Below are 26,633 nucleotides of genomic sequence, written 5' to 3' on the forward strand. Positions count from 1 at the left end.
GGGGGCGCCCCCCCCGAGGGGAGGGGCGGGGGGCCGCTCACCCCCGGGGCGGGCTGGGGGTATTGCCCCTTTTTTTTCCCCCCGCGGGGGGCGCATTGGTTACCCCCCCCCCGCGACGCCTAGTCGTGCGGTCCGTCATCGCACTTCGTGCAACCGACGATACGTAAACGAATAGAACTTGCTCGCGAGCTTTGGAGGACCTGTTGTCTGCTGCGGATCTGACTCGATCGATCTCAAGCCTCGCCGCGGACCGTCCGGACACGATCGTGGTGTCCGTGGACGGACTGTCGGTGACGTACCGAGAGCTCGACGACCGGCTGCAGTTGCTCGCGGGACCCCTCGCCGAGCGGGGCATGGACGCGGACGCGATCGTATCGGTCGTGTTGACCGGGCTGGTTCCCACGATCGTCGCGGCGGAGGGCGGGATCGGTGCCGTCCTGGACCGGATCGGCCAGGACGCCGCCACGCTTGCCCCGGCCGAGGCAGTGGGGGAGGAGTCTGCCCCGCGGACGCTCGTGGACGTGTTCGAGGCGCAGGTCGCGCGCACCCCGGATGCGGTGGCCCTCGAGGGTGACGGGGAATCCTGGACCTACGCGGAATTCGACCAGCGCGTCAACCGTCTCGCGCGGCTGCTGATCGAGCGGGGCGTCGGCCCCGAGTCGATGGTGGGTCTCGGCTTCCGCCGGTCGCTGGAGATGATGGTGGCGATGTACGCCGTCGTCAAGGCCGGTGGCGCCTACGTCCCGCTCGACCCGGAGCACCCGGCCGAGCGGATCGCGGACGTGCTGTCGGACGCACGCGCGGTGTGCGTGCTCACCTCGACCTCGGATGCCATGGCGTTCCCCGCGGGCACCGTCGTCGTCGCGGTCGACGAGGTCGACACCACCGCGTACTCGGCGGATTCGGTGACCGACGCGGACCGGTTGAGCCCGCTGCACCCGGAGAACCCGGTGTACGTCATCTTCACCTCCGGTTCGACCGGGCGACCCAAGGGTGTCGCTGTTCCGCACTCGAACGTCGTCGGGCTGGTCGACCGCAGGCAGGGGCTGTACGCGCTGACCGTGGACGACCGCGTGCTGCAGAAGACGCCGGTCACGTTCGACGCCGCGGTGCGCGAGCTGTGGTGGCCGCTGGCCACCGGCGCACGCCTGGTCATCGCGTCCCACGACGGGCACCGCGATCCCCGCTACCTCGCCGAGGCGATCGACCGCCACGGCATCACCGTCATGCACTTCGTGCCGTCGATGCTCGAGCTGTTCGTCAGCTCGCTGCGCCCGGGCGAGTGCGCCAGCCTGCGGGAGATCTTCAGCGGCGGCGAGGAACTGTCCCCGCACCTGCTGGCCCAGCTGCACGCGGCGCTGTCCGCCCGGGTGAACAACGAGTACGGCCCCACCGAGTTCACCGTCTCGGGCACCCGGCACGCCACCACTGTCGAGGACGAGGCGGCGGCCCGGGTGCCGATCGGCACCCCGTACGAGGGGCTGTCCGCCCACGTGCTCGATCGACGGTTGCGCGAGGTCCCGATCGGCATCGCCGGCGAGCTGTACCTCGCCGGACCGCAGGTGGCCCGCGGCTACGTCGGTCGCACCGACCTCACCGCGGCCCGGTTCGTGGCCAACCCGTTCGACCCGTCCGGTGCGCCGATGTACCGCACCGGCGACGAGGTGCGCCGCCGTGCCGACGGCGACCTCGAGTACCTCGGCCGCACGGACTTCCAGGTGAAGGTGCGCGGTTTCCGGATCGAGCTCGGCGAGATCGAGGCCACGCTGCTGCGGGACCCGGCGGTCCGGGGCGCGGCGGCCGCGGTGGACACCGACGCCACCGGCTTCGACCGGATCGTGGCGTACGTGGTGCCGGCCGACGGTGCGGACTGCGACCCTGCTGCCGTCCGCGAGACGGCGGCGGCCGTGCTGCCCGAGTACATGGTGCCCGCGACGATCATGGTCCTCGACGCCCTGCCGCTGTCCGCGCACGGCAAGCTCGACCGCAAGGCGCTGCCGAAGCCGGAATTCGGTGTGAACACTCGGGAGTACCGCGAGCCGGCGACCCACGCCGAGGAAGTGGTCGCGGCGGTGTTCGAGGAGATTCTCGGACTCGACCGGGTCGGGGCCGACGACTCGTTCTTCGAGATCGGCGGCAACTCGCTCTCCGCCACCCGGGTGCTGGCGCGGGTGAACGCGGCGCTGGGTTCGGACGTCACGCTGCGGGACGTCTTCGACGGGCCGACGGTGGCGGGGGTCGCCGCCGCCGCGCAGTCGAGCGCGGCCAGCGGTCCGCGGCGTCCGGCGCTCACCGCCGCGCCGCGACCGGACCGCGTTCCGCTGTCGCTGGCGCAGTCCCGGATGTGGTTCCTCAACCAGTTCGACACCACGTCCGCGGCGTACAACGTCCCCCTCGCGATCAGGCTGGTCGGCGACCTCGACGTCGCGGCGCTGGCGGCCTCGGTGCGCAGTGTGCTGGCCCGGCACGAGTCGCTGCGGACGGTGTTCCCCGACGACGGCCACGGCCCGCACCAGGTGGTGCTGGCGGCCGAGGACCTCGACCTGGACCTGTCGCCGATCCGCGTCGACGGGGAGGGCGACCTGATCGCCCGGATCGCGGAGCTGGCCTCGGGTGGCTTCGACGTCACCGCCGAGATTCCGGTCCGCCCGACCCTCTTCGAGGTCGACGGCGGCGAGCACGTGCTGCTGTTCCTGGTGCACCACATCGCCTCCGACGGCGCCTCGATGGCACCCCTCGCCCGGGACGTCGTGCTCGCCTACACCGGCTGGGCGCAGGGCCAGGGCCCGGCCTGGCAGCCGCTCGAGGTGCAGTACGCGGACTTCGCGATCTGGCAGCGGGAGCTGCTCGGCAGCGAGGACGATCCGGAGTCGCTGATCTCGCGGCAGGTGGACTACTGGACCCGGGAACTCGACGGCATCCCGGAGCTGCTCACCCTGCCCACCGACCGCCCGCGCCCCGCCGTCGCGTCGATGCGCGGCGACCGGGTCTCGTTCACCGTCGGCGCCGACCTGGACGCCGCGTTGCGGGCGCTCGCGCAGCGCGGCGAGGCCACCCTCTTCACGACCCTGCACGCCGCGTTCGCGGTGCTGCTGGCCAAGATGTCCGGCACCGACGACGTCGTGATCGGAACCCCGACCGCGGGCCGCGGCGAACGGGCGCTCGACGACCTCGTCGGCATGTTCGTCAACACCCTGGCCCTGCGCACGGCGATCGACCCGGCCGCCTCGTTCGCCGAGATCGTCTCCGCGACCAGGGAATCCGACATCGCCGCGCTGGTGCACGGGGACGTGCCGTTCGAGCGGCTCGTCGAGATCCTCGCGCCGGAACGCTCGACCGCGCACACGCCGATCTTCCAGGTGGTGCTGACCCTGGACGAGTCGCAGCCCGCCGCGGTCGAGCTGCCGGGGCTGACGGTGAGTCCCGTCGACAGCGGCGTCACCTTCGCCAAGTTCGACCTCCAGCTCGGCCTGACCCAGCGGCCCGGCGAGGGAATCCGGGGCGAATTCGTCTACGCCACGGATCTTTTCGATGCGCAGTCGATCCGGGACCTGGCCGATCGGTTCGTCGGCCTGCTGGCCGCGCTGGTCGCCGACCCCGACCTCGCCGTCGGCGACATCGAGATCGTCGCGGCCGCCGAGCGGGCCGCGCTGGTGCCCGTCGCCGGCGCGCCCGCGCTGGCGCCGCTGTGCCTGCCGGACCTGCTGGCCCGCGCCGCGGCCGACCGGGACGCGATCGCGCTGGTCCTCGGCGACGAGCAGCTCACCTACGGTGAACTCGACGACCGGTCCAACGCGCTCGCGCGGGTGCTGATCGGCCGCGGCGTCGGCCCGGAGTCGTTCGTCGCGCTGGCGGCGCCGCGGTCCGTCGAGTCCCAGATCGGGCTGTGGGCGATCGTCAAGACCGGTGCGGCCTTCCTGCCGATGGATCCGGCCTACCCGTTCGACCGGCTCGAGCACATGATGACCGACTCCGGCGTGGTGCTCGGCCTGACCCTGGCCGAGCACGCCGCTTCGCTGCCCGCCTGCGACTGGCTGAACCTGGACGAGTCCGATTGGGCCGCCGCGTCTTCCGCGCCGGTGGCCGACGTCGACCGGCTCGCCCCGACCCACCCGGATCAGGCGGCCTACGTCATCTACACCTCCGGTTCCACCGGACTGCCCAAGGGCGTCGTGGTCGCGCACCGCGGCCTGACCAACCTCGTCGAGGACATGCGCGAGCGTTACGACGTGCGCGCCGACTCCCGGATGCTGCACGTCACCTCGCCGAGCTTCGACGCCTCGATCCTCGAGCTGCTGATGGCGCTGAGCGCGGGCGCGGCGTTCGTGATCGCGCCGCCCGCCGTGTACAGCGGCCCCGAGCTGGCAGAGGTCATCTCCGCCGCGGGGGTGACCCATGCCTTCATGACGCCGTCCGCGGCGGCGGCCCTGCCCACCGCGGGGGTCGACTCGCTGCGGGTGCTGGTGCTCGGCGGCGAGGCGATGACGACCGACCTGGTGGCCCGCTGGGGCGACCGGGTGCGGCTGTTCAACGCGTACGGGCCCACCGAGGCCACCATCATGGTTGTCGGCAGTGACGCGATCGCCGCGGGTGCGGCGATCACCATCGGCGGCCCCACCCGCGGTGTGGACGCGCTGATCCTCGACACCCGGCTGCGTCCGGTGCCGGTCGGGGTGGCCGGCGAACTCTACGTCTCCGGCGTCCAGCTGGCCCGCGGCTACCACGCCCGGGCGGGCCTGACCGCCGAGCGCTTCGTCGCCGACCCGTACGGCGGTCCGGGCGCTCGGATGTACCGCACCGGTGACGTGGTGCGCTGGGTGGACCGCTCCGCCGCCGGTGACCTGTCCGACCTGCAGATCGAGTACGTCGGCCGCAGCGACTTCCAGGTCAAGGTCCGCGGTTTCCGCATCGAGCTCGGCGAGATCGACGCCGCGCTCTCCGCGCACCCGGCCGTCGAGTTCGCGACGACCACGGGGCGCACCGGCCCGTCGGGCGCCACCGTGCTGGTGGCCTACGTGATGGGTGCGGGCCTCGACGCCGAGGCGCTGACCGACTTCGTCGCGCAGTCGTTGCCGGCGCACATGGTGCCGTCGGCGATCGTGGTGCTGGACGAGGTACCGCTTACCGTCGGTGGCAAGCTGGACCGGAAGGCGTTGCCGGAGCCGGACTTCGGCTCGGCGGCCGGCCGGTACACCGCGCCCTCCACCGAGCTCGAGCGGATCCTCGCCGGCCTCTACGCCGAGGTGCTCGGCCTCGACCGGGTGTCGGTGGACGAGTCGTTCTTCGCGCTCGGCGGCGACAGCATCGTCTCGATCCAGTTGGTCTCCCGGGCGAAGGCCGCGGGCGTGCTGATCAAGGCCCGCGACATCTTCGACCGCAAGACCGTCGCAGCACTGGCGCAGGTCGCGACGCTGGCCTCCGAGGTGGAGGGGCCGACGGTCCTCGACGAGCTGCCGGGTGGCGGCGTGGGGGAGATGCCGCTGCTGCCGGTGGCCCGCTGGACCCACGAACGCGGCGCGGGGTCGCGGTTCTCGCAGGCCGTGCTGCTCACCGCGCCGCTGGGTGCGCGACGCGAACGCCTCGTCGACACCCTCGCGGCCGTGCTGGAACAACACGACATGCTGCGCGCCCGCCTGGTGCCCGGCGCGGGGGCCGACGACACCGTGCTCGTCGTCGCGGCTCCCGGCGCGGTGGCGGCCGATCCGCTCGTGACCCGCGTCGAGTTCGACGCCGAGAACCGCCCCGGCACTGCGGGATTCGAGGCGCTGGCCGCCGCAGGCCTGGACGCGGCCGCGGACCGGCTCGCCCCCGAGGACGGGGTGCTGGTGCAGGTGGTGTGGTTCGACCCGGCACCGACACTCGGTGCCGTCAACGGGCGTCTGCTCATCGTCGTGCACCACCTCGCCGTCGACGGCGTCTCGTGGCGCCTGCTGGTGCCCGCGTTCGCCGCGACCTGGGCCGCTCTCGAGAGCGGCACCGAGCCGGTCGCTGGGCCCGCGGTGACGTCCGCCCGCCGCTGGGCGCACGCGATGGTCGAGCAGGCCGCCACCCCGCTGCGGCTGGCCGAACTCGACCACTGGACGGCGGTCACCGGCGAGCCGGAGCGCCCGCTCGGCTCCCGTCGGCTCGATCCGGCCGTCGACACCGCGGCCACCACCGCGTCGGTGCGGGTCGCCCTTCCCGCCGAGGTCACGGAGTCCCTGCTGACCGCGGTGCCCGAGAAGTTCCGCGGCGGCGCCCAGGACGGCCTGCTCGCCGCGTTGGCGATCGCCGTCTCCGCGTGGCGCCGCGGCCGCGGCGTGGACGCGCCGTCCACGCTGATCCGGCTCGAGGGTCACGGCCGCGAGGAGCAGGTCGTGCCCGGCGCCGACCTGAGCCGCACCGTCGGCTGGTTCACCAGCGTCTACCCGGTGCGGCTCGACCTCGCCGGCGTTGACCTCGACGAGGCACTCGCCGCCGGGCCGGCCGCGGGCCGGGCGGTCAAGGCAGTCAAGGAGCAGGTGCTGGCCGCGCCCGACCACGGCATCGGCTACGGCCAGTTGCGCCACCTCAACGCGGAGACCGCGCAGGGCCTCGCGGCGGGTGCCGAGCCCCAGATCACGTTCAACTACCTCGGCCGGTTCGGCACCGACGAGGTCTCGGACGAGGTTCGCGCGCTCGGCTGGATCCCGGTCACCGACGGCGGCAACCTCGGTGGTGCGGTCGACCCCGGGATGGCCCTGGCGTCCGCGCTCGACATCGGTGCGTCGGTGCTCGCCGGCGGCGGGCTGTCGATGACGTTGACCTACGCGACCGGCGTACTGACCGAGGCGGAGGTCTCGGAACTGGCAGCGCTCTGGCAGCGGGCGCTGACCGCGATCGCCGCGCACGCCACCGCGAGCTCCGGCGGGCTGACCCCGTCGGACCTGCCGCTCGTGGAGCTCGACCAGGGACAGATCGATTCGCTCGAGGCCCGCTATCCGGACCTCGAGGACGTGTGGTCGCTGTCGCCGCTGCAGCACGGCATGCTGTTCCACGCCCTGCTGGCCGGCGGTTCCCGCGACGACGTCGACGTGTACACGTCGCAGTTCACGATGGATCTCGCGGGCGACCTGGACGCCGGTCGACTGCGCCGCGCCGCGGACCGCCTGATCGCCCGGTACCCGAATCTGCGCGCCGCGTACGTGATCGACGAGACCGCGGGCGCACTCCAGCTGGTGATGCGGCACGCCGAGATCCCGATCGCCACGGTCGATCTCGCCGACCTCGACGACGCCGCGACCACGGCCGAGCGGCAGCGGATCCTCGACGAGGACCGGGCGGCAGGCTTCGACATGGCGGCGGCGCCGCTGATCCGGGTGACGCTGATCCGGCTCGCCGCCGACCGGTGGGAGTTGGTGTTCACCAACCACCACGTGATCATCGACGGCTGGTCGACACCGATGGCGCTGCGCGAGCTGATGGTGCTGTACGCGACCGACGGCGACGACAGCGCCCTGCCGCGGCCGCGGTCCTACCGCGACAACCTGGAGTGGCTCGCGCAGCAGGACCGCGCGGCGTCGCTGCAGACGTGGCGAGAGGCGCTCGCGGACGTCGACGGACCGACGCTGCTGGCGCCACAGGCCCGCGGCACCAAGCACGAGTCGGTGCCCGGCGTGGTCGAGCGCGCGTTGACGGTGGAGGAGACGGTGGCCGCCGAGGCGCTCGCCGCCGACCTCGGCATCACCCTCAACACCCTGGTGCAGACCGCGTGGGCGTCGGTGCTCGGCCTGCTCAGCGGGCAGGACACCGTCGTGTTCGGTGCCACCGTCTCGGGTCGCCCGCCGGCGCTGTCCGGCGTCGAGTCGATGATCGGTCTGTTCATCAACACCATCCCGGTCGCGGTGCGCCTCGACCCCGCCGAGTCGGCGCGTGCGCTGCTCGGTCGGGTCCAGTCGGAGCAGGCCGCACTCCTCGACCACCACTTCCTCGGCCTCGCGGACATCGTCAAGGCCGCCGGCGACGGCGCGGTGTTCGACACCGCCCTGCTGTACGAGTCGTACCCGGTGGACACCGCCGGCGTCGGCGGCGACGTCGACATCGCCGGAGTTCGTCTGCTCGGCGTGAAAACCGCTGCGGCGAGCCACTTCCCGCTCTCGATCGCGGCCGCGGCCGACGACCGTCTGCACTTCGCGGCCAAGTACCAGCGGGAGGCGTTCGACGAGGCAACCGTCGCGACGCACCTGGACCGGGTGCTGCGGGTGTTGCGGGAGATGGTCGCGCGCCCGGACACCCCGATGGGCGCCCTGAGGATGACCACCGCGGCCGAGCGGGAGGCGCTGGCCGCGTGGAACGACACCGCGGGGACGCCGGCGACCGGCACCCTGGTGGATCTGTTCGACGCGCAGGTCGCACGCACCCCCGACGCCGCCGCGCTGATCGGGGTCGACGAGACCCTGACCTACGCCGAGTTCGACGCCCGGGTCAACCGGCTCGCGCGCCGTCTCATCGCCGAAGGCGCGGGACCGGAATCGTTGGTGGGCTTGGCGATTCGACGGTCGGTCGACCTGATGGTCGGCATGTACGCGATCGCGAAGACCGGTGCGGCCTACGTCCCGGTCGACGCCGACGCGCCGGCGGACCGCATCGAGCACGTCGTCACCGCCGCCGGCCTGGGCCTCGTGCTCACCGCCGGGGCCGGGGTCGCGGCCCCCGACTCGGTGCGGGTGCTCGCGATCGAGGACCTGGACCTGTCCGGCCTGGACGCCGGCCCGATCGCCGACGCCGATCGGGCCGCGCCGCTGCTGCCCGAGCACCCCGCGTACGTGATCTTCACGTCCGGTTCCACGGGTCTGCCCAAGGGCGTCGCGGTGAGCCACCGGTCGGTGGTGAACATGCTCGGCTGGCGGCAGGAGACGTACCGGCTCACCGCCGCCGACACTCTCGTGCAGAAGACGCCGTTCACGTTCGACGCCTCGGTCCGCGAGTTCTGGTGGCCGCTGACCCACGGGGCACGCCTGGTGATCGCGACGCCGGACGGGCACCGCGACCCGCGTTACCTGGCCCGCACGGTCGCCGAGCACGACGTCACCGCGCTGCACTTCGTGCCGTCGATGCTCGAGGTGTTCGTGTCGGTACTCGAACCCGGCGAGTGCGACAGCCTGCGGATGGTGTTCTGCGGCGGCGAGTCGCTCCCGCCGCGGCTGCTGGCCGACTTCGCGGCCGTCTGCGCCGCGGAGGTGCACAACGAGTACGGCCCGACCGAGTCGACGGTCACCTCCACCCGGCACGCGGCGGTGCCCGCGGACACGCTCGCCGACCGGGTGTCGATCGGTGTGCCGCAGCGCAACGTGACCGCGCACGTACTGGATTCGGCGTTGCGCCAGGTCCCGGTCGGTGTCACGGGTGAGCTCTATCTCGGCGGCGCCCAGGTGGCCCGCGGCTACGTCGGTCGACCCGACCTGACGGCGGACCGCTTCGTCGCGGACCCGCACGGGACGCCGGGCGCACGCCTGTACCGCACCGGCGACCTCGTCGTCCGGCGCGCGGACGGCGACCTCGAGTACGTCGGTCGCAGCGACTTCCAGGTCAAGCTCCGCGGTATCCGCATCGAACTCGGTGAGATCGAGGGCGTCATCGTCGCCGACGCTCGGGTGCGCCAGTGCGCGGTGCTGATGAAGACCACCGAGCAGGGTGTCGATCGGCTCGTCGCCTACGCGGTGCCGGCGACGGTGTCACCGGAAGGGGACGGGGCGGAGCTGGATCCGCAGGCCGTCCTCGACATCGCGGCCGCGGCGCTGCCCGACTACATGGTCCCCGCCGCCGCCGTGGTGCTCGACGAGCTGCCGCTGACGGTCAACGGCAAGCTCGACCGCCGGGCCCTGCCGGATCCCGACTTCGGTTCGGCCGTCGAGGAGTACCGCGCACCCGCGCCGGGTACCGAAGAGGCCGTGGCGCAGGTGTACGCCGAGCTGCTCTCGCTGCCCCGGGTGTCCGCGACGGACGGGTTCTTCGCGATCGGCGGCGACTCGCTGGTCGCCACGAAGGCGGTCGCCCGCATCAATGCGGCCACCGGCCGCGCGATCTCGTTGCGGGACCTCTTCGAGGCCCCGACGGTCGCGGGCCTGTCGGCTCGCATCGACGAGCAGGACCTGGCCGCGCCGCGGCCCGCGCTCGAGCCGCGTCCGCGCCCGGCGCAGATCCCGCTGTCGTTCGCGCAGCAGCGAATGTGGTTCCTGAACCAGTTCGACACCACGTCCGCGGTCTACAACATCCCGCGCGCAATCCGCTTGCGGGGCACGCTCGATCAGCAGGCCATGCGGGCCGCGCTCGACGACCTGCTCGCCCGGCACGAGTCGTTGCGCACGGTGTTCCCGGACAGCGAGAACGGTCCGCACCAGGTGATCCTCGACGCCGGCGCGGTGGATCTCGACGTCGCCGTCGTGGCGGTCACCGAGGACGACCTGATGGCCGAGCTGACCGCGTTCGCCTCCCTCGGGTTCGACGTGACGAACGAAATCCCCTGGCGGGTGCGGATGTTCGCACTCTCGGACGACGAGCACGTGCTGCTGCTGTGCACGCATCACATCTCGTCCGACGGGGCGTCGGTCGCGCCGATGGCACGCGACCTCATCACCGCCTACGTGGCGCGTTCGGCCGGGTCCGCCCCGCAGTGGGCACCGCTCGACGTGCAGTACGCGGACTTCAGCATCTGGCAGCGCGAGCTGCTCGGTGACGAGTCCGATCCGGAATCACCGGTGTCGCAGCAGATCGAGTACTGGCGCGAGACCCTGGCCGGCCTGCCGGAGCTCCTCGACCTGCCGACGGACCACGTGCGTCCGCCGGCGCAGTCGTTCCGCGGCGAGTCGATCCACTTCGCCGTCGCGCCCGACCTGCACCGCAGGCTGCGCGAGTTCGCGCGCGAGCACGACGCGAGCCTGTTCATGGTCGTGCACGCCGCGTTCGCGATCACCCTCGAACGGTTGAGCGGTCAGTCCGACTTCGCCATCGGCACCCCGGTCGCGGGTCGCGGCGAGCGGGCGCTCGACGACCTGATCGGCATGTTCGTCAACACCCTCGTGCTGCGCACGCAGATCGACCACGAGGCCACGGTCGCCGACCTGGTGCGCGAGGTCCGGTCGGCGGACGTCGCGGCGTTCGGGCACGCGGACCTGCCGTTCGAGCGGATGGTCGACCTGCTGGACCTGCCGCGGTCGACGTCCCATCAGCCGCTGTTCCAGGTGGGCCTGTCGCTGGCGAACAACGAGCGCGCGGTGCTGGAGTTGCCGGACCTCGAGGTGTCCGTGCTCGAGTCCACGCTGACCGTCGCCAAGTGCGACCTGCAGCTGAGCCTGCGCGAGGAGCTCGACGGCGAGCGGGCCGGGGACGCAGGTGCGGCGGGGATGACCGCGATGCTCGACTACGCCACCGACCTGTTCGGCGAGACCACCGCCCGCTCCGTCACCGAACGGTTCGTGCGGGTCCTCGAGGCGATGGTCGCCGATCCGTCGACACCGGTCGGCGAGATCGACGTACTCGCGCCCGAGGAGCGGGCCGCGCTGTACACCGGATCCGAGGTGGCCGAGTCGCCGCGCACCCTCGGCGACCTGCTCACCGTCGCGGTCGATCGGACGCCCGAGAAGATCGCACTCACCGACGGCACCACCGCGTGGACCTACCGTGAACTCGACGAGCGCTCGAACCAGCTCGCCCGGGAACTGCTCGAGCGCGGCGCGGCACCGGAAACCGTTGTCGCGTTCGTGCTTCGGCGTTCGATCGAATCAGTGCTGGCGATCTGGGCCGTGACCAAGACCGGTGCCGCGTACATGCCGGTGGATCCGCGTTACCCGCTCGACCGCATCGAGGACATGCTGGTCGACTCCGATGCGGTCGTCTCGATTACCGTCGGCGATCATCTCGACCGGCTGCCGGCCGGAACCGCGGCCGTGGTGCTCGACGATCCGTCGACGGCGGGCCGGATCGCCGGCCGTGCCCCGGGAGCCCTCACGGCCGAGGAACTGGGTGGCGCCGCGCACGTGGATCACACCGCGTACGTCATCTACACCTCCGGCTCGACCGGCAAGCCGAAGGGTGTGCTCGTCCCGCACCGTGGCCTGAGCATCGTCGCCGCGCACCTGCGGGACGCGTTCGGGGTCACCCCCGACTCCCGCTTCCTGCACGTGGCCGCGCCGAACTTCGACGCGTCCCTGGCCGAGATGATGACCGCGTTCTCGATCGGCGCCACCGTCGTCGTGGCCCCGGCCGACATCTTCGGCGGCGAGGAACTTGCCGACCTGCTCCGCGCCGAGCGCGTCACCGACCTCGTGATGACCCCGGCCGCGCTGATGACCGTCGACCCCGCGGGTCTCGGCACCGTGCGCTCCATCGGTGTCGGCGGAGACGTCTGCACGACGGAACTGACCGAACGCTGGGCGCCGGGCCGCAACTTCCGCAACGCGTACGGTCCCACCGAGACCACTGTCGTGCTCACCGTCACCGACGCTCTGGTCGCCGGCCAGGACGTCACGATCGGTGCACCCTTCCAGGGCGTCACCGCCCTCGTCCTCGACTCCCGGCTGCGGCCCGTCCCGGTCGGCGTGTGGGGCGAGCTGTACGTCGCCGGACCCGGCGTCACCCGGGGGTATCACCGCCGATTCGGCACCACCGCGGAACGCTTCGTGGCCAATCCGGTCGGTACCGACGGCAGCCGGATGTACCGCACCGGCGACTTGGTCCGGTGGACCCGCGGCGGCGAGCTCGAGTTCGCCGGCCGCACCGACTTCCAGGTCAAGGTCCGAGGACTGCGGGTCGAGCTCGGCGAGATCGACGCCGCGCTCGAGACCCACACCTCGGTGGGCTTCGCCGCGACGATCGCCCACACCCGGGCGTCCGGTGCCACCGTCATCGTCGCCTACGTGGTACCCGTCGAAGGCCGGGAGCTCGACCAGGTGGTCCTGTCCGAGCACGTCGGCGCGGTGTTGCCCGCGCACATGGTGCCCTCCGTGTACGTGGAACTCGACGAGATCCCGCTGACCTCGAATGGCAAGTTCGACCGTAAGGCCCTGCCGGAACCGGACTTCGAGCACTCCGGCGAGTTCGTCGCCCCGCGCAACCTGACCGAGGAGGTCGTCGCCGGCATCTTCGCCGACGTCCTCGGGCTCGAGCGGGTCTCGGCCGTCGACAACTTCTTCGACGTCGGCGGCAACTCGCTCGTGGCGACCCGGGTCGTCGCCCGGGTCGGCGCCGCACTCGGCGTCCGACTCGGGGTCCGGGAACTGTTCGACGCGCCGACCGTCGCCGGACTCGCCGCCCGGGCGGGCACCCTCACGGGCGGCGACGGCCGTCCCGCGCTGCTCGCGCAGCCGCGCCCGGAACGGATTCCGCTGTCGCTGGCACAGCAGCGGATGTGGTTCCTCAACCAGTTCGACACCTCGTCGGCCGCCTACAACATCCCGCTCGGCGTCCGGCTGACCGGGGCCGTCGACGTCGCGGCGATGGAGGACGCGCTGCGAGACGTCGTCGAGCGGCACGAGGCGCTGCGCACCCGCTACCCGGCCGACCAGAACGGTCGCCCCTACCAGGAGATCCTCTCCCTCGCCGCAGCCGGCGTCGCCCTCGACCGGGTCACGGTCACCGAGGACGAACTGCCGGCGCGGGTCCTCGACCTCGGCACCCGGGGCTTCGACGTGACCACGGCGGTGCCGGTGCGGGCGACGCTCTTCGAGCTCGCGGCCGATCGGCACGTCCTGCTGGTGGTCATGCATCACATCAGCGCGGACGGCGCGTCCACGGCGCCGTTGGCGCGCGACGTGATGACCGCCTACCTGAGCCGCAGTGTCACCGGGGAGGCCCCGGAGTGGACGCCGCTCGAGGTGCAGTACGCGGACTTCGCGCTCTGGCAGCGCGACGTGCTCGGCTCGGAATCCGACCCCTCCTCGGCGATCTCCCGTCAGGTGGACCACTGGCGCAGCACCCTGTCCGGGCTGCCGGACCTGCTGGAACTGCCGCTCGACCGGGCCCGCCCGGCGCTCAGCAGTGCCGGCGGCAAGGTCGGCTTCGAGGTGCCCGCCGAACTGGCCACCCGGGTCGAGTCGATGGCCCGCGCGGCCGGTGCGACGCCGTTCATGGTGCTGCACGCCGCGTTCGCGGTGCTGCTGCAGCGACTGACCGGTGCGACGGACATCGCGGTCGGCACCGCGGTCGCCGGTCGCGGCGAGGAGGCCCTCGACGGGCTCGTCGGCATGTTCGTCAACACCCTGGTGCTGCGGACCGCGGTCGATTCCGGCGACACCTTCGAGCAGGTGATGGCGACGGTCCGGGAGGCGGACCTGCAGGCGTTCACGCACGCCGACCTGCCGTTCGAGCGGCTCGTCGAGGTGCTCAACCCGCCGCGCTCGACCGCCTACGCGCCGCTGGTCCAGGTGTCCTTCGGTTTCGAGAACACCGCGACCCCGTCGATCGCGCTGCCCGGCTTGACCGTCGAGGCGCTCGGCTCGGATCTGGGTACCGCGAAGGACGATCTCGAGCTGGCCCTCTCGCCGCGCGTCGGCGCGACGGGCGAGCCGGACGGCTACGCCGGTGTGTTCGGCTACGTTACCGACCTCTTCGACCGCGCGACCGTCGAGTCGATGGCCCACATGTACGTCCGGATCCTGGAGGCGGTGACCACCGACACGGGCAGCGTCGTCGGTGACCTGGACCTGCTCGACCCCGCCGAGTCCGCGCGGGCGCTGCACGAGCGCAACCGGACCGAGGCACCGGTGCCCGAGACCACGCTCACGGCGCTGCTCGATGCGGCGGCCGCGCGCACCCCGGACGCCCCCGCCTTCACGTTCGAGGAGCGGACCCTCACCTTCGCCGAGTTCGACGCCCGGGCGAACCGGCTGGCCCGGCACCTGATCTCGCTCGGGGTCGGGCCGGAGTCGAGGGTGGTGCTGGCGGCCCGGCGGTCGCTGGAGCTGCTCGTCGGGATGTACGCGGTGCTCAAGGCCGGCGGCGCCTACGTGCCCGTCGATCCGGAGCAGCCGGCCGACCGGCTGGCGGCGGTGTGCGCGCTCGCCGAACCGGTGTGCGCGGTGACCACCTCCGCCGACGCGGCGAGGCTGCCGTCGGGGCTGCCGATCGTCGCGGTCGACGCCGTCGACGTCGACGACCACAGCCCCGCACCGGTCACCGACGCGGACCGGCTGGCGCCGTTGCACTCCCGCAACGCCGCGTACCTGATCTTCACCTCGGGTTCGACCGGCACCCCGAAGGGTGTCGCGATCGAGCACCGCTCGGTGGTGAACTTCCTGCTCTGGATGCAGGCCGAGTACGAGTTCGGCGCGGACGACGTGGGCCTGCACAAGACCCCGGTCGTCTTCGACGCCTCCGTCTGGGAGCTGTACCTGCCGTACCTGTCCGGGGCCAGGCTCGTCATCGCCCGCCCGGACGGGCACCGCGACCCCGAGTACCTGGCCGGGATCATCCGGCGCTGGGGCGTGACCGCACTCGACTTCGTGCCCTCGATGCTGGCGCTGCTCGTCGGCGAGGGCGGGGTCGGTCTGCCCGACTCGGTCCGGATGCTGTCGGTCGGCGGCGAGGCCCTCGCACCCGAGCTCTCGGCGCGCACGCACGCCGTCTCGGATGCGGTGCTCGACAACCAGTACGGCCCCACCGAGGTCACCGTCGTCTCGACGGTGTTCCGCACCGACGGCACCGAGTCGGGGACCGTGCCGATCGGCACCCCGCTGTGGAACACCCAGGCCTACGTCCTCGACGCGCGCCTGCACCCGGTGGTCGGCGGCGCGCCCGGCGAGCTGTACCTGGCCGGACGCCAGCTGGCGCGTGGCTACCACGGCCGCGCGGACCTGACCGCGGAACGATTCGTCGCGAACCCGTACGGCCCCGCCGGCTCGGTGATGTACCGCACCGGCGACCTGGCCCGCTGGAGTAACACCGGGCAGCTGGAGTATCTCGGCCGCACCGACTTCCAGGTCAAGGTGCGTGGGCTGCGGATCGAGCTCGGCGAGATCGAGTCGGTGCTGCTGGCCGATGCCGCGGTCGCCCAGGCCGTGGTGCTGGCGCTCGACACCGATCGCGGCCAGCGACTGGCTGGCTACGTCGTGCCCGCGGCTGGCGCCACGGTGGACGTGGCGGCGCTGACGGCGGCTGCCGGGCAGGCACTGCCGGCGTACATGGTTCCCGACGCCGTCGTCGTGCTCGACGAGCTGCCGCTGACGGTGAACGGCAAGCTCGACCGCCGGGCGTTGCCCGCGCCGGAGGTCAGTGCCGGCGAGGTCGAGTACGTGGCCCCGCGCACCCCCACCGAGGAGACGCTGGCCGCGCTGTTCGCCGAGGTGCTCGGCATGGACCGGGTCTCGGTCAACGAGTCGTTCTTCGCGCTCGGCGGCGACAGCATCATGTCGATCCAGCTGGTCTCGCGGGCGAAGTCCGCGGGCCTGGCGCTGACGGCGCGGCAGGTGTTCGAGCACAAGACGATCGCCGGGATCGCGCTCGCCGCGACCGCGGTCTCCGAGGAGCCGGTGGCGGTGCTCGAGGAGCTGCCCGGCGGCGGCGTCGGCGACCTGCCGCTCACCCCGATCATGCGGCACATGGCCGAGCAGGGTGGCGGTCACGACCGCTTCTCGCAGTCGAACTTCCTCTCGCTGCCGCCCGGCATCGACCGGGACACGCTCGACGCGACCATCCAGACCGTGCTCGACCGGCACGACGCGTTGCGCCTGCGCTGGACCGGGTCGGGCACCGACGCGGCGCTGGTGATCGCGGAGCCGGGCTCGGTGCCCGCCTCCGCGCTGCTCCGGCGGGTCGAGTTCACCGACGCCCCCGGCAGCGACGCCTTCGCGGCGCTGGTCCGCGGCGAGTTCGACGCCGCGGCCGACCGGCTCGACCCGGCCGCGGGCGTGGTGGCCCAGTTCGTCTGGTTCGACCCCGCCGGCGGACAGGCGGGTGCGAACGGGCGCCTGCTGATCCTCGTGCACCACCTCGCTGTGGACGGCGTGTCCTGGCGAATCCTGGTGCCGGACTTCGCCTCCGCCTGGGGGCAGCTGGTGTCCGGGCAGGCCGAGCCGGAGCTCGTGGCCCCGGGCACGTCGCTGCGCCGCTGGGCGCACGGCGTCGTCGAGGCCGCGGCGTCGGAGCGGCGTACCGCGGAACTCGGCTACTGGCGCGAGGTGCTGGGCGGCGCAGATCCGCTGCTCGGCGTGCGGGCCGTGGACCCGGCCGTGGACGTGGTCGGCACCGCCGACCGGGTGCGGGTCGCGGTGTCGGCCGCGACCACCGAGGGCCTGCTCACCGCGGTGCCCCGGGCCTTCGGCGGCGGCGTCAACGACGGTCTGCTGGCGGCGCTGGCGCTCGCCGTGACCCGCTGGCGCGGGCAGCGCGGCGTCCAGTCCGAACCGACCACGCTGCTGGCGTTGGAGGGGCACGGCCGCGAGGAGGACGCGGTGCCGGGCGCCGACCTGTCCCGCACCGTCGGCTGGTTCACCTCGCTGTTCCCGGTCCGGCTGGACCTGACCGGGATCGACGTCGCGGACGCCTTCGCGGGCGGCCCGGCGGCGGGCCGGGCCGTCAAGGCGGTCAAGGAGCAGCTGCTGGCGGTGCCGGACAAGGGCATCGGCTTCGGCATGTTGCGCTACCTGAACGCCGAGACCGCGTCGGAACTCGCCGGGTTCACGGGTCCGCAGATCGGGTTCAACTACCTCGGCCGCACCGGCACGTTCGAGATCACCGCGGAGATGCGCGCCGCCGGCTGGGTACCGGCCGGTGACGGCGGCGAGCTCGGCTCCGGATTGGACGCGGACATGGCCGTGTCCGCACTCGACGTCAACGCGGTGGTCTCCAACGTCGACGGCGTCGAAACCCTTTCCGCCGCCTTCGATTTCCCGACCGGTGTGCTCACCGCCGCGGAGGTCGCCGAGCTGGCGGAGCTGTGGCGCGACGCGCTCGACGCGATCGCCCGCCACGCGTCCGCGCCGGGCGCGGGTGGCCGGACGCCGTCGGACCTGTCGTTGGTGGCGCTCACCCAGGGCCAGATCGAGTCGCTCGAGGCCCGGTTCCCGGACCTCGAGGACGTCTGGTCGCTCTCGCCGCTGCAGCACGGCATGTTCTTCCACGCCGCACTCGCCGAGGATGCCGTCGACGTGTACGGCGCCCAGATGTCGGTGTACCTGGGCGGCGTCGTGGACGCCGCGCGGATGCGCCGTGCCGGGCAGGCCCTGATCGACCGCCACCCCGGTTTCCGCACCGCGTTCGTCGCCGACGACACCGGCGCGGTCGTGCAGGTCGTGCTCGGTGACGCCGCGCTGCCGATGACCGTCGTCGACCTGTCCGACCTCGATCCGCAGGCGCGCGAGGCCCGGCGGCAGGAGGCGGTCGCCGCCGACGCGGCGGCCAAGTTCGACCTGGCCGCACCGCCGCTGCTGCGGTTCACGCTGCTCGACCTCGGCGACGGGGCCTGGGAGCTGGTGCTGACCAACCACCACATCGTGCTCGACGGGTGGTCCACGCCGCTGCTCCTGAAGGAGCTGCTGGTGCTGTACGCGACGGACGGGGACGGGTCGGTGCTCCCGGCCACCCGGTCCTACCGAGACTTCCTGTCCTGGCTGGGCGGCCGGGACCTGCAGCGGTCCCGGCAGGCGTGGGTGGACTCGCTGGCCGGCGTCGAGGGATCGACACTGCTGGTCTCCGGTGACCGCGGTCGCCGGCAGGATTCCGCGGCAGGCCAGTTCCACACCGAGCTGTCCGAGGAACTGACCACGCGCCTGGTCGCGCGGTCCCGCGAGCTCGGAGTCACCCCGAACACGGTGGTCCAGGCGGCCTGGGCGATCCTGCTCGGCGCGCTGACCGGGCGCGAGGACGCGGTCTTCGGTGCCACCGTCTCCGGACGCCCGCCGGAGCTGGCGGGTGTCGAGTCGATGATCGGCCTGTTCATCAACACGGTTCCGGTTCGGGTGCACCTGAACCCGGCCGAGTCGGTGGCGCAGCTGCTGACCCGGGTGCAGGGCGAGCAGTCCGACCTGCTCGACCACCAGTACGTGGGCCTGGCCGACATCCAGCGCGTCGCGGGGGAGTCCGCGATGTTCGACACCCTCGCGGTGTTCGAGTCGTTCCCGGTCGACATGGCCGGCGCGACCGCGGAGACGGACATCGCCGGGATGCGGGTGACCGGATTCGGCGGCGTCGACGCCGCGCACTACCCGGTGACCCTCACCGCCGGACTCGGAAAGACCCTGCGGCTGAAGTACATCCACGCTCCCGGGCTGGTGGACGCGGACGCGGTGCGGGTGCTGTCGGAGCGGTTCGAGCGGGTCCTGACCACGATGGCCACCGACCCGCAGATCGCGGTCGGGGCCGTCCAGGTCACGGACGCCGTCGAACGCGCAGCCCTCGCACCGGTGTTCGGTCCGGTGGTGCCGGAACCGGCCCGCACGCTGCCCGAGTTGATGGCCGGGGCGGCCGCCGACCGGGACGCCGTCGCGCTGATCCTCGGCGACCTGACCATGTCGTACGGCGAGCTCGACGATCGGTCGAATGCGTTGGCGCGCCTGCTGATCGAGCGTGGTGTCGGACCTGAGACCTTCGTCGCGCTGGCGCTGCCGCGGTCGATGCAGTCGCAGCTCGCGCTGTGGGCGATCGCCAAGACCGGTGCCGCGTTCGTGCCGATGGACCCCGCCTACCCGGCCGACCGTATCGCGCACATGGTCACCGACTCGGGTGCGCTCGTCGGCGTCACCGACGCCGCGCACGCGGCCGGCCTGCCGGCCGGGATCGACTGGATCGTCCTCGACGACCCCGCCGTCGCGGCGCAGTGGAGCGCCGGGTCGGCAGATCCGATCGGCGATGCGGATCGTGTTGCACCGGTGTCGATCTCGAACGCCGCGTACATGATCTACACGTCCGGCTCGACGGGGCTGCCGAAGGGTGTCGTGGTCTCGCACGAGGGACTGGCGAACTTCGCGGCCGAACAGCGCGAGCGCTACTCGGTGACCGCGGATTCGCGTGCCCTGCACTTCTCGTCGCCGAGCTTCGACGCGTCGATCCTGGAACTGCTGCTGGCGCTGTGCGCCGGCGCGGGCACCGTCATCGTGCCGCCGGGCGTGTACGGCGGCGCGGAGCTGGCCGAGGTGATCTCGGCGGGTGGCGCCACCCACGCGTTCATCACGCCGGGCGCGCTGGCGTCCGTCTCTCCGGAGGGCCTGGACTGCCTGCAGCATCTGGTCGCCGGTGGCGAGGCGGTGCCGGACAACCTGGTCGGTGTCTGGGCGCCGGGCCGCAGTTTCCACAACGGCTACGGACCGACCGAGACGATCATCATGGCGGCGATCAGCGACGCGCTGACCCCCGGTGACCGGCTCACCATCGGCGGCCCGATCCGCAACATGTCCGCGCTGGTCCTCGACGCCAGCCTGCGGCCGGTCCCCGTCGGCGTCGCGGGTGAGCTGTACCTGTCGGGCGTGCAGATGGCGCGCGGCTACCACGACCGGCCCGCGCTGACCGCGGACCGCTTCGTGGCCAACCCCTTTGCGGCGAGCGAAGCGACGGGGAATGGCCACGGTGCACCGGGCGCGCGCATGTACCGGACCGGTGACGTGGTGCGCTGGGTCAGGGCGAGCGAAGCGACGGGGGATCTCACCGGTCCGAACGGGCTCGAGATCGAGTACGTGGGTCGCAGCGACTTCCAGATCAAGATCCGCGGCTTCCGCGTCGAGCTCGGCGAGATCGACGCCGCGCTCACCTCGCACGGGTCGGTGGACTTCGCGGTGACGCTGGGCCGGACGGGCCCGTCGGGCGCGACCGTCCTGGTCGCGTACGTGGTGCCCGTGCCGGGTCGCGCCGTGGACACGGCCGAGCTGTCGGCCCACGTCGCGCAGTCCCTGCCGTCTCACATGGTGCCGTCGGCGATCGTCGTCGTGGACGCGATCCCGCTCACCGTCAACGGCAAGGTGGACCGGAAGGCGTTGCCGGAGCCGGACTTCTCCACGTCGGTCGAGTCGTACCTCGCGCCGGCGACCCCGGACGAGGAGCGACTGGCGCAACTGTTCGCGGAGGTCCTGGGCGTACCGCGGGTCGGCGTCACCGACTCGTTCTTCGAACTGGGCGGCGACTCCATCGTCTCGATTCAGCTGGTGGCCCGCGCCAAGGCGGCCGGTCTGCACCTGCGGACCCGGGACGTGTTCGAGCACAAGACCGTTCGGGCGCTCGCCGAGGTCGTCACGCCACTGGACGACTCCGGTGCCGCGGTGCTCGAGGAGCTGCCCGGCGGCGGCGTCGGCGACCTGCCGCTCACCCCGATCATGCGGTGGATGGTCGAGCGGCCCGGCGGCCACAACCGCCTGCTGATGCCGGCCTACCTGGCACTGCCCGACGGCATCGACCGTGCCGGACTGGTCGCGACGCTGTCCGCCGTGTTCGAGCGGCACGACATGCTGCGCGCCTCGATCTCCGGGGCGGGCGACGAGCGGGTGCTCCGGGTCGCCGCCACGACCGACGTCGACGCTCTGGTCGCGCGGGTCGAGTTCCACGGCTCCGCGTTGCCCGGCACACCCGGGTTCGACGCGCTCGCGGCCCCGGCTCTCGAGGCCGCGGCAGGTGCGCTGGACCTGACCACCGGGCCGGTCGCCCGGGTCGTGTGGTTCGACCCGGCGCCGGGAGTGGTCGCCACCGGCCGCCTGCTGCTGGTGGTGCACCACCTCGTCGTCGACGGCGTCTCCTGGCGGATCCTCGTCGGGGACCTGCTGGCGGCCTGGCAGTCCGTCTCGCAGGGGACAGCACCCGAGCTGGCCCCGGTCGGCACGTCGATGCGGCGCTGGGCGCACGCCCTCGCCGACGAGGCGGCCAGTCCCGAACGCGAGGCCGAGCTCGACTACTGGCGTGGTGTCGTCGCGGCGGACGACCCGCTGCTCACCGACCGTCCGCTGGACCAGACCCGGGACCTGTTCGCGGACATCGCCCAGGTCTCGGTGACCCTGTCGGCCGACACCACCGACGCACTGCTGACCGCGGTGCCTGCGGCGGTGCGCGGCAGCACGAACGACGGTCTGCTCGCCGTGCTCGCCCTGGCCACGTCGGCCTGGCGACGCGAGCGTGGCGTCACCGCGACCGGCACTCTCGTCAAGCTCGAGGGGCACGGCCGCGAGGAGGACCTGGTGCCGGGCGCGGACCTGTCGCGGACGGTGGGCTGGTTCACCAGCATGTTCCCGCTGCGGCTGGACCTGGCCGGAATCGACCTCGACACCGCCCTCGCCGGCGGCACCGACGCCGGCCGGGCCGTCAAGGCGGTCAAGGAACAGCTGCTGACGGTGCCCGACAAGGGTCTCGGCTACGGCCTGCTGCGGTACCTGAACCCGCGGACCGGGCCGGAACTGGCCGGGCACGCGTTGCCGCAGATCGGCTTCAACTACCTCGGCAGGATGGGCGGCGGGGACGCCGTCGCCGGTGAGCCGGTCGGCTGGCTGCCCGCACCCGCCGGCGAGCTGTCGGTGCAGGGCACTCCGGATCCCGACCTGCCCGCGGCCGCGGCGGTCGACATCAACGCCGAGGTCCGGGGCGACGAGCTGACCGCGAGCTTCGCGTACCCGACCGGACTGCTCTCGGAGGCCGAGGTCACCCGGTTCACGCAGCTGTGGCGCCAGGCCGCCGACGCGATCGCCCGGTGGGCGCTCACGGAAGGCCGGACACCGCAGTTCACCCCGTCGGACCTGCCGCTGGTGCGAGTGTCGCAGGCCGAGATCGAGCGGCTCGAGCGACGCTATCCGTCGATGGTGGACGTGTGGTCGCTGACGCCGCTGCAGCAGGGCATGTACTTCCATGCGTCGCTGGCCGAGTCGTCGACCTCGCTGGACGTGTACACCGCGCAGGTGGTGGTCGGACTCGGCGGCGTCGTCGACGCGGAGCGGATGCGCGTCGCCGCGCAGGCACTCGTGGACAGGTACCCGAACCTGCGGGCCGCGTTCGTCGCCGACGAGCTGGGCACCCCGCTGCAGGTGATCGTCGACGCGGCGACCGTCGCGTTCCGGACGGTCGACCTGACCGGCTCCGACGACGCGCAGGCACGCCGGGACGTGCTCCTCGACGAGGACCGGTACGGCAGGTTCGACCTGGCGTCGCCGCCGCTCGTCCGGGTGACCCTGATCCGGACGGAGACCGACCGCTACGACCTCGTCGTGACCACCCACCACATCCTGGTGGACGGCTGGTCGATGCCGCTGATCTTCCGGGATCTGATCGCGCTGTACGCGACGCGCGGCGACGCCTCCGCGTTCCCGCCGGTGCGGTCGTTCCGGGGCTACCTGCAGTGGCTGTCCGAACGCGACGCCGAGCAGTCGGCGGGGGCGTGGGCCCGGTCGCTGGCCGGCGCCGAGGATCCGACACTGCTGGCGCCACAGGACCGGGGTCGCGAGCAGTCGGCGATGCCCGACACGCTCACCCTCGACCTCGACGCCGGGCGCAACGCCCGGCTCGAGGAGCTGGCCCGTGAGCTCGGCGTCACCGTCAACACGGTCGTCCAGACGGCGTGGGGCCTGGTCCTCTCCCGGCTCGTCGGTCGGGACGACGTGGTCTTCGGCGCCACCGTGTCGGGCCGGCCCGCCGCGCTCGAGGGCGTCGAGTCGATGGTCGGCATGTTCATCAACACCCTGCCGGTGCGGGTACGCCCGGACCGCGGGGAGTCGTTGCGCGCGTTGCTGACCCGGATCCAGCTCGAACAGTCCGACCTTCTCGACCACCACTTCGTCGGACTGCCGGACATTCAGCGGAGCGCGGGTGCGGGGGCGGTCTTCGACACCATCACGGTGTTCGAGTCGTACCCGGTGGACGCCGTCTCCGCGGACGCCGGCGACGGCGACATCGACGGCATGCGGCTGCTCGGGGTGCGGGGCGTCGACGCCAACACGTTCCCGCTGTCGCTGTACATCGAGCAGGGCGAGCGCCTGGAGATCCAGGCCAAGTACCTGCCGGACGTGTTCTCGCGCAGCGAGATCGAGGCCGTCGTCGACCGGCTCGACCGGGTGCTCGACCGTCTGGTCGACGCCCCGGACAGCACGGTTGCCCAGCTCGAGGTGCTGTCGGCGTCCGAACTCGCCCAGCTGGGTGAGCTCAACGCCACCGACCACGAGGTGCCTGCGGCCACCCTGGCCGATCTGTTCGACGCGCAGGTGCGACGAACCCCGGACGCGGTGGCGCTGGTGTTCGAGGGTGAGGAGCTGACGTACGCGCAGTTCGACGCGCGGGCCAACCGGCTGGCGCGGCACCTGATCGGGATCGGCGTCGGTCCCGAGTCGATGGTCGGCCTGGGCATCCGACGCTCGCTGGAGCTGATGATCGGCATGTACGCCATCGTCAAGGCCGGCGGCGCCTACGTGCCGATCGACCCGGACCATCCGGCGGACCGCACGAACTACGTGCTCGACACGGCGGCACCGGTGTGCGTGCTGACCACGTCGCAGGACCGGTTCGAGGTGGACCCGCGGTTCGAGGTGCTCGAGATCGACCGCCTCGACACCTCCGGGTACGACCCCGCACCGGTCACCGACGCGGACCGGTCGGCGCCGCTGCGACTCGACAACGCCGCGTACGTGATGTTCACGTCCGGGTCCACCGGCAAGCCGAAGGGCGTCGTGCTCACCCACCGGGCGATCGTGAACCAGCTGGTGTGGAAGCAGTCGGAGTACCGCCTCGGCGCCGACGACGTGGTGCTTCAGCAGATCGCGATGACCTTCGACGTGTCGGTCTGGGAGTTCTTCTGGGGCCTGCAGAACGGCGCGCGCCTGGTGATCGCGAAGCCGGACGGCCACAAGGACCCCTCCTACCTGGCGGAGGTGATCGCCGAGCACGGCGTCACCACGGCGACCTTCGTGCCGTCTCCGCTCGGCGTGTTCGTCGCGGTCGCGGACACCGCATCCCTGCGCACCCTGCGCCGGGCGTTCGTGATCGGCGAGGCGCTGCCGCCGGAGACCGCGGCGCGATGGCGTGACCTCACCGGCGCCGGGCTGCACAACATGTACGGCCCGACCGAGGCTGCGGTCTCGGTGACGAACTGGGAAACCCGTCCCGAGGACACCGTCACCACACCGATCGGCCTGCCGCAGTGGAACGTGCAGGTGCACGTCCTCGATGCCGGGTTGCGGCCGACGCCGCCCGGGGTCGCCGGTGAGCTGTACCTGGCCGGCCCGCAGTTGGCGCGCGGCTACCTGACCCGGCCCGGGATCTCCTCGGACCGGTTCGTGGCGAACCCGTTCGGTGCCGACGGCGACCGGATGTACCGCACGGGTGACCTGGTGCGTCGCCGCCCGGACGGGGTGCTCGAGTACATCGGACGCACCGACTTCCAGGTGAAGCTGCGTGGTCAGCGGATCGAGCTCGAGGAGATCGAGTCGGCGGTGCTGGCGCATCCGGAAGTCCGGCAGGTGGCTGTGCTGGTGGTCCAGGACGAACGCACCGGCGACCAACTCGTCGCCTACGTGATCGGCGAGGACGGTGTACGGGTCGACCCGGCCGAGCTCCGCGAATTCGTGTCGCAGTCGCTGCCGGCCTACATGGTCCCGGACGCGGTCGTGGTGCTCGAGGAGTTCCCGCTGAACGCGTCCGGCAAGCTGGACCGCAAGCAGTTGCCGATTCCGGAGTTCGCCGACGCGGGCGAGTACCGGGAGCCGTCGACGGAGACCGAGGCAGTCGTGGCCGGGGTGCTCGCGGAGGTCCTGGGCCTCGAGCGGGTGTCGGTGGACGCGTCGTTCTTCGACCTGGGTGGCAATTCGCTGACGGCGACGCGGGTGATGGCCCGACTCACCGAGGTGCTCGGGGTGCGCGTGCCGTTGCGGGCGGTGTTCCTGGATCCGACACCGGCGGGGATCGCAGCCGCGATCGACGGTGACACGTCCGATACGGACATGTTCTCGGTGCTGCTGCCGATCCGCACGACCGGTGCCGGGGCCCCGGTGTTCGCGGTGCATCCGGTGCTGGGGCTGTCGTGGGCATACTCGGCGCTGGCGGGTGTGGTCGACGCACCGGTGTACGGACTGCAGTCGCCGGTCGCCTCCGGCGGCGAGCTGCCCGGGTCGATCGAGGAGATCGCGGCCCGCTACATCGCGGAGATCCGTTCCGTGCAGCCGGAGGGGCCGTACCGACTGCTCGGGTGGTCGCTCGGTGGTGTGGTTGCGCACGCGATGGCCGGCCAACTGCAGGCCGCGGGGGAGCGGGTCGAACAGTTGGTGATGCTCGACAGCTTCGCCGGCGACTCCGCGGACCAGCTCGACGGCGGCGACGTGTCCGTCGCGGAGATCCTCGGCGGCTTCGGCGTCACCGAGTCGACGGAGATCGACGCGGCGACCGCGGGTGTCGACGACGTCCTCGCGGTCCTGCGCGAGACCGGGGGTCCGCTGGCCGCCGTGGACGAGGACTGGCTGCGGAGGATGATTGCCGCGGCGACGGACTCGGCGCGAATGATGCGCGAGTACGTCCCCCGGACCGTCGCGGGCGACCTGCTGCTGCTCACCGCGGCCGCGGACCGCGCCGACGACACGATCGCTGCCCGGTCGTGGGAGGGAAGTTTCACCGGTGCGGTCCGGCACGTGCCGGTCCCGGTGACGCACTGGTCGATGCTCGCTCCGGAGTCGCTGGCGGTCCTCGGACCTGTGCTCCGCGACCTGTTCGACAGGTAGTGTCGGGCCGGTCGAACCGCG

The 26,633-nt window shown here is 72.4% G+C and carries 1 protein-coding gene; it reads left to right on the top strand.

From position 1 onward, the window contains the following. Positions 1–203: 203 nt before the first annotated feature. Positions 204–26,612: a non-ribosomal peptide synthase/polyketide synthase gene (locus tag ACFVH2_RS21470; RefSeq protein WP_378426210.1), complete on the top strand. Its 26,409-nt coding sequence runs from the start codon at positions 204–206 to the stop codon at positions 26,610–26,612. Positions 26,613–26,633 lie beyond the last annotated feature (21 nt).

Origin of the sequence: Rhodococcus sp. NPDC127527 (assembly GCF_042672245.1) — a bacterium.
Taxonomy (GTDB): Bacteria; Actinomycetota; Actinomycetes; order Mycobacteriales; family Mycobacteriaceae; genus Rhodococcus_G.